The 14,934-nt window shown below is 57.2% G+C and carries 14 protein-coding genes and 2 pseudogenes; 6 read left to right on the plus strand and 10 right to left on the minus strand.

Features of this window, described 5'->3' with window-relative positions; translation table 11 throughout:
- Nucleotides 1–123: 123 nt before the first annotated feature.
- The 5 genes from CVV65_RS14515 to CVV65_RS14535 all read right to left on the minus strand — a co-directional run bounded on the left by CVV65_RS14515 (nt 124) and on the right by CVV65_RS14535 (nt 5,817).
- Nucleotides 124–1,263 (minus strand): hypothetical protein, encoded by a 1,140-nt coding sequence (locus tag CVV65_RS14515; protein WP_100668740.1) that lies wholly within the window; start codon nt 1,261–1,263, stop codon nt 124–126.
- Complete coding sequence (locus CVV65_RS14520; protein WP_100668741.1) at nt 1,260–2,243, minus strand: NUDIX hydrolase; 984 nt, start codon at nt 2,241–2,243, stop codon at nt 1,260–1,262. Before CVV65_RS14520 ends, CVV65_RS14515 begins: the two co-directional genes overlap by 4 nt.
- Before the next feature lie 99 nt (nt 2,244–2,342).
- On the minus strand, nt 2,343–2,942 hold the full coding sequence (locus tag CVV65_RS14525; protein WP_100668742.1) for a plasmid pRiA4b ORF-3 family protein: 600 nt from the start codon (nt 2,940–2,942) through the stop codon (nt 2,343–2,345).
- A 227-nt stretch (nt 2,943–3,169) separates the two neighbouring features.
- Nucleotides 3,170–4,600, minus strand: a complete 1,431-nt coding sequence (locus CVV65_RS14530) for a pyridoxal phosphate-dependent decarboxylase family protein (RefSeq protein ID WP_100668743.1) — start codon at nt 4,598–4,600, stop codon at nt 3,170–3,172.
- Nucleotides 4,585–5,817, minus strand: a complete 1,233-nt coding sequence (locus CVV65_RS14535; RefSeq protein ID WP_100668744.1) for a YbfB/YjiJ family MFS transporter — start codon at nt 5,815–5,817, stop codon at nt 4,585–4,587. Before CVV65_RS14535 ends, CVV65_RS14530 begins: the two co-directional genes overlap by 16 nt.
- 119 nt (nt 5,818–5,936) lie before the next feature.
- Between CVV65_RS14535 and CVV65_RS14540 the strand changes: the two genes are divergently transcribed.
- Entirely contained in the window at nt 5,937–6,812 is an 876-nt protein-coding gene (locus tag CVV65_RS14540) for a LysR family transcriptional regulator (protein WP_100668745.1), read from the plus strand.
- Nucleotides 6,813–6,820: 8 nt separating this feature from the next.
- Here the strand turns inward: CVV65_RS14540 and CVV65_RS14545 are convergent, their stop codons facing one another.
- Nucleotides 6,821–7,006, minus strand: coding sequence for a transposase (locus CVV65_RS14545; protein WP_100668746.1), 186 nt, complete (start codon nt 7,004–7,006; stop codon nt 6,821–6,823).
- A gap of 8 nt (nt 7,007–7,014) precedes the next feature.
- Entirely contained in the window at nt 7,015–7,167 is a 153-nt protein-coding gene (locus tag CVV65_RS16815) for a hypothetical protein (protein WP_157935540.1), read from the minus strand.
- A gap of 136 nt (nt 7,168–7,303) precedes the next feature.
- On the opposite strand from CVV65_RS16815, the pseudogene CVV65_RS14550 reads away from it, so the two are divergent.
- Nucleotides 7,304–7,672 (plus strand): annotated as a pseudogene (locus tag CVV65_RS14550) (transposase); the annotation flags it as partial.
- Nucleotides 7,673–7,801: 129 nt separating this feature from the next.
- Here the strand turns inward: CVV65_RS14550 and CVV65_RS14555 are convergent.
- On the minus strand, nt 7,802–8,155 hold the full coding sequence (locus CVV65_RS14555; protein ID WP_100668748.1) for a type II toxin-antitoxin system HicB family antitoxin: 354 nt from the start codon (nt 8,153–8,155) through the stop codon (nt 7,802–7,804).
- Nucleotides 8,125–8,424 (minus strand): type II toxin-antitoxin system HicA family toxin, encoded by a 300-nt coding sequence (locus CVV65_RS14560; protein ID WP_100668749.1) that lies wholly within the window; start codon nt 8,422–8,424, stop codon nt 8,125–8,127. The genes CVV65_RS14555 and CVV65_RS14560 overlap by 31 nt, the downstream gene beginning before the upstream one ends.
- Nucleotides 8,425–9,013: 589 nt before the next feature.
- On the opposite strand from CVV65_RS14560, the gene CVV65_RS14565 reads away from it, so the two are divergent.
- On the plus strand, nt 9,014–9,853 hold the full coding sequence (locus CVV65_RS14565; protein ID WP_100668750.1) for a hypothetical protein: 840 nt from the start codon (nt 9,014–9,016) through the stop codon (nt 9,851–9,853).
- Nucleotides 9,854–10,665: 812 nt separating this feature from the next.
- Entirely contained in the window at nt 10,666–10,902 is a 237-nt protein-coding gene (locus CVV65_RS17205; RefSeq protein WP_232796638.1) for a transposase, read from the plus strand.
- Nucleotides 10,903–11,454: 552 nt separating this feature from the next.
- Here the strand turns inward: CVV65_RS17205 and CVV65_RS17560 are convergent.
- Nucleotides 11,455–12,184 (minus strand): annotated as a pseudogene (locus tag CVV65_RS17560) (transposase); the annotation flags it as partial.
- A gap of 271 nt (nt 12,185–12,455) precedes the next feature.
- Between CVV65_RS17560 and CVV65_RS16990 the strand changes: the two are divergent.
- The gene (locus CVV65_RS16990; RefSeq protein ID WP_198592048.1) at nt 12,456–12,719 is read left to right on the plus strand and encodes a hypothetical protein; all 264 of its coding nucleotides are present in this window, start codon (nt 12,456–12,458) and stop codon (nt 12,717–12,719) included.
- A 189-nt stretch (nt 12,720–12,908) separates the two neighbouring features.
- A complete protein-coding gene (locus tag CVV65_RS14585; protein WP_100668752.1) occupies nt 12,909–14,930 on the plus strand; it encodes a type I restriction-modification system subunit M in 2,022 nt (673 codons plus the stop codon).
- Nucleotides 14,931–14,934: the final 4 nt, after the last annotated feature.

The following is a 14,934-nucleotide window of genomic DNA, read 5'->3' on the forward strand; positions in this document are numbered from 1 at the left end:
CGCAAGAAAAGCGGGTGAGAGCGTCGACAACCACCACCGGTTCGTGCTCTCCTTCGCGCATCCGCCTCATATAAAACCGCTTCGACTCCGGAAGCCGAATCGGCCGGCGGGCAATATCCCTGTTCACCCTCCGTCCCTTGGGCGAACCGGCTTGACGCCGCCCTTGCGTCCCAAACCGTAGCCGATACGGTACACATCCGGAATATTGACCCGCCCGTCGCTCATCCGGTAAAAGATGGCATCCGAAAGGTGGTTGGGGATCCAGGTGTACGGGTAACCGCGCCGATGATCCCGTCCCATCCAGGGACCTGTAATCGCATGAAAGACCTCCCGCTGCAGGGTCTCCTCGTGAATTACCTGGGGAACCACCCGCCAAATCGTTCGCTTTCCGATGTCCACTCCCTCCCACCGCAACCCCAATGCGGCGGACGCTTCCCGAAACTGTCCCGCCTCATCCACCGCGGCATTGCCAAGATATTGCCAGAATAGCCCATAAAGATCGTGTGGAGGCCAGGAAAGCACGATTTTTGAAGACAGCACTTTTGATCCGTCTGCAAAATTGGCCACCCGACTCTCATCCAATTGGTCCGACCGAAGGAACGCCTTCACCCGCAGGCGCCGATACGGCCGAAACTCCAAAGCCGTCTCCAGCAAGCCCCGAATTAAGATGTACATATTTTTCCAATTGTCTGCTGCCCGGTCCAGGGCATCAAACAAAACGATAAACCACGTGCTTTTTTCATCATATTCTTTGTCCCGGGCCTCGAGGAGCCGCCCCACCTGTTCGGGATTGTCCCGAACCCATGTGTAGCGTTCCTGCCAAAGATTCATGCGCCGCAACGGGTCTCCGGTCCCGGACAATTTGTGTACGATCACCGTTTTCCAGATCAGTCGCGGATCCGAGCCTTGAAGAAGGAGTTGTTTCAGCATATCGCGATCGGGGTATTCGTCAGGTTTATGGGTTTCTCCAAATCCCACCGCAACTTCGATCGGATCCTTTAGTTCAGCCACCGGTGAAAGCTTCGCCACCAACTCCCGAATCGGGGGTTGTTGTAACGCAGCCCACCAAAAGCTTTTGCCGGCCCCCCGCATACCTTCGACAACCATGGTATTCGGACGCAAAGCTTTAGCATGGGAGGCGGGCAAATATACGTTTCCAGGATCCGGTGCCTCACCATGGAGAGACACATCTTTGGGCAAAGCATGATCCATCAGGAAGCGCAACTCACTCGGCGACAAACGAGAAAACCTGCCCGTACTCATGGCTTCGCCCCCTCACATTGGGCCATCCAATCGTCAAACCACCGGAGAAACCGTTGGTAAGCATAACCCACGACACTTTTGTCGACGTTCTGTAACGACGACACGGCTGCAAGCCCCTCATTCCAATAGATGGGAATGGGCTGGTGCGGAGCATTGTCATCCATGAGATCAAACGAAAAAAGGTCCTCACCGGGCGGATCCGTTTCATCCTCCACTTCATCGTACAAGGTGTCCCGGAACAGATCCCAGGCCGCTTCTCGAAAATGGTCCAAATAATACGGCCGCCTCGGGGGAACCAGAGCCGCCACCAAAGAGAGGCGATTCCTCATCCGCCGGGCCGTCCCATAAGTGTGCCAATGGCGAAAAAGGACCCGATAGCCCATCCACGTTGCCTCAGTGTCAGCGGCAAATAGAAGCACGTGGGCCCCCAGTTCCGTCACCAAGGCCGCCGCAATGTCGTGCAGCCCACTCCGACTGTCCAACAAGACCACATCCGGCTGCTCCTGCTTCTCAAGGGTGTCCAAAAAACGTTGCAGCCGCTCCGTCCACCGTTGCGGTCTTTCTCCCAGGTGCAATGCAGGCCGGTCCAGATAAACCCGTCCCAATTTCGCAATGTACTCCTGAGAGTCAAAAGTGTAGGCCGGAACGACCATGATTTCACCCAGCATATCCTGGCCCCCAAACCGCCGGCGGAAGTCTCTCGTTTCGATGGCCGGCCTGGTTCGTTCGCGATGCACCGTCTGTTCGGTGGCTTGACGCTCATCAAAAGGAGCCAGAAGGATTCGCCATTTCGGGATGCGATCCTGTTCCTCCACCGATCCGCCGGGAAACGCCCATACTCCCGCAAAGGCGCGGAGTTTGGGGTGTCGGCGCAGGGCGTACACCAGAAAGCCGCTCCCGGCATCCGGGCGAACGGGAAGGACCGTCGCCGCATCGCGGACCGGCGAATGGGATTGTGATTGTACATTCGTGATGTTCATCAGGCATACACCTCCTTGTCCCATGAGAATCGGAGAATTGGATTTATAAGATATTTCTCATCGGGTTAATGAAAAAAATCCGACAGCCCCAAGAAACCGTCATTCCATAAACCGTCTCCGCAGTTCCTGATTGACGGCCTCTTTGTCGAACCGCATCGGGCTGAACGTTCCGCCGCTCCAGAGTCTCATGTGTTCATACTCCGGATGGTTGGGTTGACTGATGATTTTTAGAAAATCGGCGTAGCCGTGCGGCCCCCCGACATCCTCCGGAGGACAGGATCGCGCCCCGTCCAAACAGGCGTATGCGGGACGGTCTCCCAGATCGTAGATCGGGCGTATCACCCGCAGGACGTGCATCCAATTGTCGCCGAAATCATACAAGTACCCGAGCACGTCATCCCTATCAAAACCCAGGGACGGCAGTCGCTTCCTCCGAGCATCAAAGTGCGTGGCATCCACTTCAAACTCATCATCCGGAGTACTGATCCGGGTCTTTCCGAATCGAAACTCGTACAAATGATAATTCTCCCACCCCATGACCACCTGAATGACATCGTGGAGGCGCTGAAAGGTGATGTTGGCAGGCACACAAAATCGCCGCCACACGCTCGGGTGAACATCGCACAGCGTAATTTCAAATTCGTATGCCGCGGGCTTACTCGCACGAATTCGATTCGACACGATGTCGTCCCCTTTCATTCTCTCTACTCATTCCCGCCGAGCCGCCGCAACAGGTCGGCGGTGCGTAAATTTTATAACGATCACTCCGGCCGCGTTCGCCGCCTTCTCCCGGCCATCCTCACCGGGGTCCTTCCCCTTTCTCAGGGCCGCGAGCTTGCCCAGATAGGATGAATTGTCCTTCGCATATTCCGGAGACGACAACGGCCGGGGGCGACGAAACCCACCTCCTGTACAGGATCCCGGAATCATCTGCCGTACAACCGCTGTCCGATCTTTTCAATGCTATCCAGCACCGCCCGCATATCTTCCTCCCTGGTCGTCGGGTTGATGAACACGCTGCGCAGCCACCGGCGCCCGCGAAGAGAGGTCACGGATAGAAACCCTTCCCCGGAGCGCATCAGTTCTCGCTGAATCTCTTCGTTGATCGCATCGAGGCGCTCGTCGGCCACTCCTGCGGGTCTGTACCGAAAGCACAGCAGGTTGAGCTCGGGTTCATGGGCCAGTTCAAACGCGGGATGAGCCCGCAACAGGTCGGCCCACGCCCGAACCTGAGCCAGGTTGCGTTCCACCAGCTCTGTCAGGCCCGAATCGCCCAAATATCGGCGCGTCACCCACAGGCGAAGGGCATCGAATCGACGAGACCCCTGAAGGCTCATTCCACCTCGGCTCTGCGGCCGAGCGGCTGTCTCGTTCTTTCGCGTTAAATATGGCGCCCCGGATTCGAACAGGTTCCGCAGGGCTCCCTTATGACGGGTCAAAATCGCCCCCATGCTCTTCGGCTGCATCAACCATTTGTGGGGATCGACGGTCACACTGTCCGCCCGGTCGATTCCCTTCAAAAGGTGCTTCTTCTGCTCACTGAACAAGAGCGCTCCGCCGTGGGCGGCATCGACGTGCAGCCAAACTCCATACTCCCGGCATATGTCCGCCACCGCGTCCACCGGATCCACACTTCCCGTACTGGTGGTCCCCACCGTGGCCACTACCATGACGGGGGAGGCATCGGACGCTCTCACCTCCCGAAGGGCCGTTCGCAATCGTTCCGGGTCCATTCGGAAAGCGTCATCGGTGGAAATTTTGACCACCGATTGCTCTCCGAGGCCCGCCGTCGCCGCCGATTTCACGACCGAATAATGGGCCTGATCAGAGGCAAAGATGACGGGCCGACGTCGCAGTGCCCAGACTCCCTCCGTCCGGAACCGCCCTTGGGTGACGGACTGCAAAGCCAGAAGCAGTGCGGTCAGGTTGGAAACGGTTCCGCCGCTGACCAGCGACCCCTCGCCATGATCCATGCCGCATAAGGCACACAGCCAGGCGATCACCTCCTCTTCGACGGCCGTGGCCAAAGGAGAAAGTTCCCAAGCCAGCATATTCTGATTGAGAGCGGAGGCCACCCAATCCGCCAGCACAGCCACCAAGAGCGGACCGGAGTCCATGTGCCCGAAAAATTTGGGATGGGCCACCTGCATCGAATGTTCCAAAACGCTCCGCATATCGATCAAAATCTCGGCCCACTCTCCGGACCGACCGTCGGCGGGCAGCCATGCGTCCCCCTCATGCCAAACCGGTCGATTCGCCAAAGAGGCAAAATGGTCGATCACCATGTCCGCCACCTGGCGAGCCATGGCGCGTGCAACCCGGTGATTGGACGGATCGACCGTCAACACTTTTTCCATGTCTCACTCCCCCCGTGGTTGGAAACCCCCGTGTGTCCCACGGCCCAGTGCACCTTCCCGGCGACGAGCAGGCCGGCTCCCATCAGCACCACCGTTGCCGCGACCCCCATGGGCAACGCAAATCCCCCGGATCGGTCGGCGAGCACACCCGCCCCAGCGGCGCCGATGATTTGACCCACCCCGTAGACCCCGGTCATCAAACCGATGGCCCGACTGCTTTCCTCAGGGCGAAGCCTTTTGGCGAGCCCGGTGGCCATGGTCGTGATCCCCATAAAGGTGCCGCCGAAAAGAATCGCACCGATCATCAATCCGGCAGGATTCGGCATCACAACGGGAAGAACCACCCCGACCGCCTGCAGAACAAGAGCCGCCGCAAGACTTACTATAGCACTCTTCCGCTCGGCGATGGCCGACCAGGCCCAACAGGACGGAATCGCCGCGATCCCGACCACGATCCACCCATACGGTGCAATGGCGTGAAGTTCTGGAACTCCGGCCGCCAAACTGACAAGAAAGGTGCCGGTGATGATATATCCGGCGCCTTCGCAACCATAGGACGCCAGCAGCCACGGAAAATAATCGCGCTCTGCACCGCGCCCCCCTGATCGATTCCCAGGCTGTGGTGCAGCTAACCCGGTTCTCTGCCGGGGCATCCACCGGGCAGCCGGAACCCCGAGCCCTATGCCGAGCGCCGTCATGGCCAACCACATCCCGCGCCATCCGAACGCTGAGCCAAGCGTTGCAACTGCAATTCCGGTTGCCGCAATTCCCAGTCCGACACCGCCGTAGAAAATGCCGGACAACCTGAGGCGGCCGCGATGGGCCAGGGCGTCCAACACCATGCTCGAAACAAGAACAAACACCAAACCGCTCGCGATTCCCGAAAGAAAGCGCACGGCGAGCCACAGCCAGGAAGCCGAGCCCACCCCCATCGCGCCGGTGGTGATGATACTGACGGCCAACGAATAGCGGTAAAGCGGTACCCTGTATTTGGCAACCTGAGACAACCCCGCGACAAACGCACCGACCAGATATCCGAGGTAATTGCTGGACGCGAGATAACCCGCCAGGGCATCCGACACATGTTCGTCGGCTTGCATGAAAGGCAGAATCGGCGTGAAGGCAAATCGTCCGATGCCCATAGCGATAAACAACGCCAACACTCCCCCTGCCAGAATACGGTAATCCTGATTGAGGCTTATTCTTATACGAGACATGTGGCATACCCCCGGATTTTTGCACCCATTGTAGAATGCGGAATTTATCTCGTAAAATGAATGATCGAGATGATAACCATCTTTCCTAATGATTGATTGAACAAAAGGAGCGCGAGCATGTGGAGATTCGGGATCTGACCATTTTCGTCACCGTGGCGAGAACCGGGAGTATCACCAAGGCGGCCGGTCAACTGGGATATGTCCAGTCCAATGTCACGGCCCGAATTCAGCATCTTGAGGCCAGCTTGGGCACCGTTTTGTTTCATCGCCATCCCCGGGGTGTTTCCCCGACGGCCACAGGGGAAGTCTTTTTGCGTTACGCCGAAAGGATTCTACACTTGTGCGAGGAAGCGGAACAGGCGGTTCGAGACAACTCATCACCCAGTGGTCCGCTGCGCATCGGAGCCATGGAGACCACCGCGGCCATCCGCCTGCCGGCCATACTGTCCGAATACCACAAACTGTACTCGAAAGTCCAAATCTCCTTGCTCACAGGACCCACCGAACATTTGGTGGAAAAGACGCTGAACTTTGAAATCGAGGGGGCATTTGTGGCCGGCCCTGTCCATCATCCGCTGCTCACCGATGAGGCGACCATTCAAGAGGAACTGGTTCTCGTGTCCAAACCCGGGGATGACAACATCCTTGATCCGAAGGAACTCTCTTCTCGCAATCTGGTGGTCTTTCGTGAGGGATGCTCCTATCGCAAGCGATTGGAACAGTGGCTCGACGCTCACGGCATCGGGCACCGAACCGTCGTGGAGCTGGGGTCGGTGGACGGGATCCTCGGTTGTGTGGCGGCGGGCCTCGGCATTTCCCTGGTGCCGAGATCCATTATTCGGAACGAACAACACGATCTCTCCGTTCACGAGCTGCCCGACGGCTACGGAAAGGTTCCCACGGTGTTCATCCGGCGCAAAGATGCTTTCCTGTCCCCGGCTCTCGCGAAATTTATCGCCGTGGTTCGGAAACATGTTGAGGCTGGCCGGGCGTAGGAAGCGGTTCAGGCCCGCGCCTTTTCTCCGGTCGAACACTTCGACTTCAGCATCTTGAGCCGGTGAATCTGGCCTTCCACCTGCCCATTGCTCCACGGCAGACGCAGGGCCTGTTCGACCGCCTCCACATTTTGCCGGATGCTTCGCGCAAACGAACGGATTTCCACCAAGCCACTATGTTCGGCCTGCTTCAACCACCCAGCTAGCCGATCCGCCGACGTCGCACCATCGCTTCAAAGGATTGGATCAACTCGCGAGCCTCGGCAAGCCACGGCTGATCCTGAACCCACACTGTCCACAACTGCCGTTGTTCATCGGTATACGCATCCTCGGGTTGCCGCAACAGCCTCGCCATCTCCCGCCGTCCTAGCCGTCGTTGGACCCGAACCGGTGAATCATGATGTTTCGAGTACCGTTCACGGCGTACGCGAGCCAGATAGGCGGACAGCGTCGATCGGGAACTGCGGTAGCCCTTTTCCCGCAGTCACTGCAGCGGGATGTGTCCGGGGAGCCACGAGAGTGCGGGGAAACGGAAATCGGGACGCACGCGCAAGGGCAATCCCACGCTCAGGCGGGCCTTGGTGGAGGCCGCTCAGGCAGCCGGACGAACACGAAACACTTATCTATCTGCGCAATTCAGACGCATCGCGCAGCGTCGGGGGAATAAACGAGCGGCTGTGGCGGTCGGGCACACGATCCTGGTCATTGCGTACTATTTGCTAAAACGAAAGACGACTTACGAGGATCTCGGTCCATTGTACTTCGAAGAAAAGCAACGAGAAACGGCAATCCAAAACAGCATCAAACGTCTGGAGCGCTTCGGATACAAGGTAACACTGGAAGCCAGAACACCTGCGTAGATTTACAATAATATCCTCTTCTAAGAGTCTATTCCACCCGATGGACTCTGTAGGGGCCTTTTTCTATGACAATCTATGGATTTTCACGGTAGCGGTAACATAACAGTCCTAATCGTGCCGCTCGAAAACTTACCGACTTAGCTTGTACAACACATACTGGTTCAACGACACGCCCTCTTGACGTGCTTTCATAACAAGTTCTCGGTGCAAGTTCTTCGGAACTCTCACGACAAACTTACCACTATATTCGTCGTCAGACTCCGGCTCTGGGATCGAATCGCCATGCTCGAGTTTCACTTCCAACCAGCCTTCCATGGCCTCCCGGATGTTCTGGAATGCCTCCTCCGGAGTTTTCCCGTCACTCATACAACCGTCCAGTTCCAGAACTTTGGCGAAGTAGTATAAACCATCACCATCGTCTCGCGGTTTAATCTGAATGGTGTATGGAAGATTCATGTAATACGAAACATCTTTGTTTGCCATTGTTCTCTGGCAAGGGCAGAATGGAGTTGAACGGACGAGGAGCCTGTCACTCCCCGATTTGTGATGATTTCCTCCACATACGCCGCCTTCAATGGGTTTTGTTCTTTCAGTGTGATGACATCGCCGTCTTGGTTTCTGAACTGCCGATGCGAACCTTTCGTCCGAACCAACTCGTATCCGTAGTGCCTCAGGACCTTGACGGCTTCATCGTATCTAATCCCGTTTGGGCGGCTCTTCATTTTTTGGACGATTTTCTCTACCCTTGCCATGCTCCACCTCCTGCATTTATAGTACTATATATGATACTATAGTGCAAGAGGATGGAGAAATTTTTTCCGGAAAACCACCTGTCTACATAACGCCATTCTCACCGCTCCGTACCATCCAGCGGGCATACCTTTCCACCCCCACTATACCATACCCAACACCATGCTTGAGCGCCAAGATTGCGCCAGCAATGCGCCAACGAAAAAAGACCCCATCACGCAACGGTGGTGGGGTCTTTCTCAATGACAATCCGGTGATATTGATCGTCAAGTAGAATTGACCCCGGGTTAGCACTGAATTTTGACCCCAATCAGAAAAGTGAACCAATAGCTGGCTCATGCCGCCGTGCCGCCGAGCATGTCAAACATGATACAGACCAGGCGACCAAGCAATTCTTGGGTGAGCTGGTGCTCGGCGGAGACATTTTGTTAACCCGAAAGGCCGAGCGGGAGTTCGCCGAGTACATCGATCGATACCGCCGACGCATTGCAAAATACCCCCACCATCCCTACCGGTTCAAATATCCCGCCGGGGACGTGATGCAGGCATTGGCTATCGAAGCACTCAGGGAAACGCCGGAACCGGTTTCCGATGACCCTTTGCTGGGTCTCCCTTGTGCTGGGGGCCGCGGCGTTCCTTGCCCTCGCCCTCACATCATTTGACGCTGATAAGGGATATGCGCCCCTGCACTCTTGGGGCATCATCCTTTTTCTTCTCGGGCTAGCGTTTGTCGTTCTCACCCTCATTTCAGCCCTCGTCTGGGCGGCCTCCCGGGGTCGATATGCCACCCGCCGAGCGGTGGGATTACTGTTCGTTGTGGGCATGAGCGCTTCAGCATTGGTTTTTTTTCTCAGTTCCACGTACGATGAGTCGACCGCCGCCGGATCCCGTTCCGGCACGTCATCGCTCGGCGGGCAAGGAAACTCCGCCCTATCGGGATCTCTGCGCAATGAGTTCGGCGTCTACGGCCTTCAACTCGGCGATTCCCAAGACAAGGTGATCAGCAGGCTCGGTGCGCCGACCCGAAAAGATTTTCAAAGAATCAGTCAGGGGACTGCGGGCTCCGTTTATGATTACGGCAACCAGTTGAGTTTCACTTTCCTCAACGGCCGGATCATCAACATCTCTTCCCGGGACCCCGAGTTCGGCACGAAACGCGGCGCCTCCATCGGCGACTCATTCGACCGTGTGCTTTCCTTGTACCGCGGCTATTCCATGAACACGAACCAGGATCATTCCGCTCTCCTGTTACGGGACCGCGACTCGAATCTGTTGCTGTTCACTTTCAGTTACAACAGACTCAACTCGATTCAACTATTGGACACCAAAGGAATGAACGCCATCTCTAACAGCATATGGGACGCCGTATTCGATCGAAGCATCAAAATCAACCCGGACGGGACCTACCAGTATCCGGGCAGTTTGAATTGAGAAACCGGCCGCCGCATCAGCCCCATTTTAATGGGGGTCAAGACGGCCAAATGCCTTGAAAACGTTTGTTTGTAACCCCTTCTATAGTACAATAAAACCGTTGAAGGTGAAGAAAATGCCTGTACTCAAAAACATGATCTCAGCTAAACAGCGTATTTGAAGATTTATCACAGGCTCCCCGGTTACAAAGGCGACTTCAAGAATCGTTCGCTCAAAACCAACACAATTCAGCTAAAAGTCTGGGACGGGGGCGACTGGCGGTTCATCACGGTGGAAGTGGAACCCACCAGTCATTCGAGGAAGCTCCATCTGGATGATTCGTGGGAGATGACTGTACCCACTATTTATGAAAAAGAGGGTATTTTCTACCTGGTGCTTCGAGAAAAAGTCCAACCTGATGAAGTTTGCCGACTACTACCGGTCCAAGAACCCGAAGGTACTGGCCGTGGACTTGAATGTGGGCCGCAAGAACCGGGCGGTATGCGCATTGGTGGGCAAGGACGGTACGGTTTACAAAGTCAGGCATATCGACCTGACAGCGTGTAACACGACGGATGTCCACCACCTGTTGGGGCTCATTGCCCGGAACGTGAGAGGCCTTGGAATCGTCCCGGAGGGTCACCGGCCCTGCAAGAAGCTCTGGCGGAAGGTCCATGCGGCAAACGACAATTATGCCCACCACCTGAGCAAACGCTTAGTTGACCTTGCTATGGAGTGGGATGCTCGGGTCATTGTTTTCGAGAACTTGAAAGCACAAGCACGGTTCGGCCAGGATACGGCAGAGGGTAGGTTATTGGCTGCACCGAAGGGTCATGAAGTACACCGCGTACAAAGCCAAAGCGCGGGGTGTACTGGTTGCCCTCGTATCTCCGAATGGCACCAGCACCCGGTGTTCGCTGTGCGGTTCGCTGGATACTTTAAGGACCTGCAACATCTTGGCGTGCAGGAACTGCGGCACCGTTCACAACAGCCACGTGAATGCCGCCATCAACATCGGCATGGCTTGGTTCATCCGGGAGGAAAAGCGGTTGCAACAAAAGACCGCTTAAACCATATTGCGAAAGCCTGCGACTCCCGAAAGGGAGGGGTCGCCGCCGGGACGATGTTCCCGGTAGGCGTCCGGGAATCCAGGAACCCGTCCAGCCTAAGGGGTCAGGAAAGCTTGGGCGGCAGCCCCGTTGCCGGATGCCGAGGCTTCTCCCGTGCCTATGTATGGATGCCTGCCACTTCAGTGGGGGGGAGGATTCACAGGATCCATGGCAATCACGCGAATGCCGGCCAGTCCGAGTGCTAGTACAAACTTCCCAATGCTCCATTCGTAACGGCGTACGATGCGGACTTGAGCTTTCAACAGGTACAGATCTTATACTCCTATGCCCGAGCCCATTATAACTCGACAAACTTTACGTCCTTGGCGAACCCCTTTCACCCGGCCGACGAACATTTGGGGGGCGGCAACGGGAATTAAAAAAAGAAAAGCATGGTTCCTGTCAGTGATTGCAAGTAGTTGCCTAGCATGAAAAAAGATGGTGTACTTTAGACCAGAAGCGGGAATCGGGATACTGGGCGTCCTAGGGAATGCAGGCCCACCACGGCAGCCAAACCAGCGCCGTCTCTCCAAACACGTCCCGCATTGCTGGACTCAAGGTCTTACTGCCGTCGATGACCACCAGAATCCCGTCGTCGGTCCTCAGTCCCCGCTCCACAAGATCTGTCAGCAGCCCCTTGCACACCGTCGCGTTCTCGGTCGCCCCCTCCCACACGAATAGGATCTGCTTCTTTCCCTCTGCGTCAATGCCCAGTGCGGCTACCACGGTGTGCTCCTCCATGACGATCCCGTCGATGACCAAGGCTACGTTCCGGCGGTCAGCCGGGCGCCGCTGCATGAGCTTTTCTAACAGTTTTTTCGTGGCGGCGATGAAAGGGCGGCTGACTGCACTCTTGCTCGTGCCGGGCGTTTCCACCTCACTCCCCACCGGCTCAAGACCAAATGTATCGTTTCGAGTCGACGGGCCGTGGATCATCCTCTCCAGGACAGCCTCAGTGAGGAACGTTGGATCCTAAAACGCCTGGTACGTCTCAAGCGAGATCTCATGGCCGTCGACGCTGCGTACCCGAATTTTCTCGACTCGCCACCTTTCGGCCCCCGGCATGACCGAACCCTTTTCCTTTTCGTGTCGAGCGGCCTTGCGCTCCGGATGATGTTTGCTTTTGTGAACCACTGGGGCATGAGTCCTTCCCTTGCTGTTTCCATCACGTCCAGATGAGACATTTGGATGGTCAACTGTTGAGAGCATCAAGTGCCGAAAACAGGCTCTGGTCATTTCGCAGAATCTGGTGTAACTTTGATTTGATAGGTCGCTTTCTCCTTTCTTTGCTGTTCCCAATCCCGTTATACCATACGGATTTAGGCGACCGTCGCCTTCAAATTTCTACGAAAGCTGGGAGAACGCGTCCACTGGCAGCAAGAGGTGCTCGCTATAATGAGGCTGGAAGACGTCCGGCCACAGGCCTATGGCCAACATCCCCGGCGGCATGGACCGTGAGGAGTGGCATAAGGCGCAGAGGGCGTTCCCGCACGACGCCGGGGTCCAGGTGCTGGTTGCAACCGACACGGCGGGCGAGGCGATCAATCTTCAGCGTGCGCACCTCATGGTTGAACGACGACCTGCCGTGGAACCGGAGCCGCATCGAGCGGCGCTTCGAACGCATGCACCGCATTAAACGGCCCATCGGGTTCATCGAATCCCACGCCACGGGCAACGACACCGGGGGCAAGGCTAGGGGTGACATCTTGACATACGGCGGTGTCCACCTGTGCCACCTGGCGGTTCTGAAAGAACAACGTGACTATACGCGGAAATGACAGCCAGATTGTCCACGGCGACCCGTTTCACCATGATGCCTTCCAGGACTTGAAGGCCAGCTGCGTCCTTATACTATCCTCACTTGAACATGAGCGATTGGGGCGGGCGAGCGCCTCCGGGGGGACAAGCGGTGGAAGTGTGGATCGCCGTCAGTAGAAAGCATGTGACTTCTATGGAGGAAATTTGACATGGAGAACGGCCAACTGACCTGGATCACGAACTTTATTTGGGGCATCGCCGACGATGTGTTGCGCGATCTGTACGTGCGCGGCAAGTACCGCGATGTCATTCTCCCGATGACCGTTATCCGCAGGCTGGATGCGGTGCTGGAGCCCAGCAAGCAGGCGGTGCTTGAAATGAAGGCGTCCCTTGACAAGGCGGGCATCACGCACCAGGACGCCGCCTTGCGCAGGGCGGCGGGACAGGCATTTTATAACACCTCGCCGTTCACCTTGCGCGACCTCAAGGCGCGTGCCAGCCGCCAGCAACTGGAGGCGGATTTTCGTGCCTACCTCGATGGCTTCTCGCCAAACGTGCAGGAGATCATCGACAACTTCGAGTTCCGCAATCAGGTCCCTCGCCTGGCAAAAGCCGACGCCCTGGGCACCCTGATCGAGAAGTTTCTCGACCCGTCCATCAACCTGAGTCCTTACCCTGTGCTCAACAGCGACGGCACCGTCCGGCTTCCCGGCCTCGACAATCATGCCATGGGCACCATCTTCGAGGAGCTGGTGCGCCGCTTCAACGAGGAGAACAACGAGGAGGCCGGTGAGCACTGGACGCCGCGCGACGCCGTGAGGCTGATGGCCCATCTGGTCTTCGAGCCGATCGCCGACCGGATCGAATCCGGCACGTATCTTCTTTACGACGGCGCCTGCGGCACGGGCGGAATGCTCACGGTGGCCGAGGAAACCCTCCTGCAACTGGCGAAAGAACGCGGCAAACAGGTCTCGGTGCACCTTTTCGGACAGGAGATCAACGCCGAAACCTACGCCATCTGCAAAGCCGACCTGCTGATCAAGGGTGAGGGTGACGCCGCCGACAACATCGTCGGCGGGCCGGAGCACTCGACGCTCTCCAACGATGCCTTCCCCGGCCGTGAGTTCGACTTCATGCTCTCGAACCCGCCATATGGCAAGAGCTGGAAGAGCGACCTAGAGCGCATGGGCGGCAAAGCGGGCATCAAGGATCCGCGATTCGTCGTGCAGCACCGGGGCGAGGAGCTGTCGCTCATTACCCGCTCGAGCGACGGCCAGATGATGTTCTTGGTGAACATGCTTTCCAAGATGAAGCACGACACCCCGCTCGGCAGTCGCATCGCCGAGGTGCACAACGGCTCGTCGCTGTTCACGGGGGACGCCGGCCAGGGCGAGAGCAACATCCGCCGCTGGATCATCGAAAACGACTGGCTCGAGGCGATCGTCGCCCTGCCGCTGAACATGTTCTACAACACCGGCATCGCCACCTACGTCTGGGTGCTCACGAACAGGAAGCCCGGGCACCGCAAAGGCCGCGTGCAGCTCATCGATGCCACCCAGTGGTACAAGCCCCTGCGCAAGAACCTGGGCAAGAAGAACTGTGAGCTGTCCGAAGAGGACATCCGTCGCGTCCTCGACACCTTCCTCAAACTTGAGGAAACCGAGCAGTCCAAGATCTTCCCCAACGCGGCTTTCGGCTACTGGAAGGTGACGGTGGAACGTCCCCTTCGCCTGAAAGGCATCGACCCCGAGCGCGCCTACACCGCCAAGGAGATCAAGGCGCTTCGGGAAACGGCCGAGCGGGCGGAGGACGCACCGCCGGTGATCAAAAAGATTCACAAACCCGGCACCGAGCCCGACCCGCTACACGGGCTGTTTGAGGTTGTCATCGGTGGCAAGCCCCGGGTGGTGGAGTATGAACCGGACACGGAGCTGCGCGACAGCGAGCAGATCTCGTTCCTCGAGTGCCCGGCATGCCATCAACCGGGCTACTTGCCGAGCCCGGAAGACCAGCGCACGGCCATCGAGGCCTTCCTGCGGCGCGAAGTCCTGCCCTACGTGCCGGACGCCTGGTACGACCCGGCAAGCGTCAAGGTCGGCTACGAGATCAACTTCAACCGGTACTTCTACAAGCCAAAGGCTCTGCGCTCGCTGGAAGAAATCCGCACGGATTTGCTGAAATTGCAGGAGGCAAGCAAAGGATTACTACAAGGAATTATTGGAGGTGAATAATAGC

It is taken from the genome of Kyrpidia spormannii (genome assembly GCF_002804065.1).
Lineage (GTDB): Bacteria > Bacillota > Bacilli > Kyrpidiales > Kyrpidiaceae > Kyrpidia > Kyrpidia spormannii.